General features: G+C 61.4%; 1 protein-coding gene. It reads right to left on the minus strand.

Translation table 11 applies throughout. The annotated features are described in order from the left end of the window. Positions 1-298: YDG domain-containing protein (locus tag HY29_RS19315; protein WP_034791147.1), on the minus strand; the 298-nt coding region annotated here is incomplete at both ends.

Consider the following 298-nt stretch of genomic DNA (forward strand, 5'->3'; position numbering starts at 1 on the left):
ACCTTCGGCGTAATCGTGGCCGTCGTCGTCGGCGCATTCGAGACGATCTCGTAATTGCCACTGTCAGCCCCGTCCAGGGACCCGCTCGTGCTCAGCGTCACCGTCTTGTTGGTGCCGGCATCCTTGTCCGCAAACGACCCTGTCGCACCCGTAAGCCGCAGCAGCACCTCATCGCCAGAGACATAGTCCGCAAGCGTCAGGTTCGACGTATCGATCGTCGCATTCGTCGTCCCGTCATACGGACGGTCTTCCGCCGTCAGCGTACCAGAGATCGTCAGCTGCGCCTTCGCCACATCAA

Origin of the sequence: Hyphomonas beringensis, from assembly GCF_000682755.1 — a bacterium.
GTDB lineage: Bacteria > Pseudomonadota > Alphaproteobacteria > Caulobacterales > Hyphomonadaceae > Hyphomonas > Hyphomonas beringensis.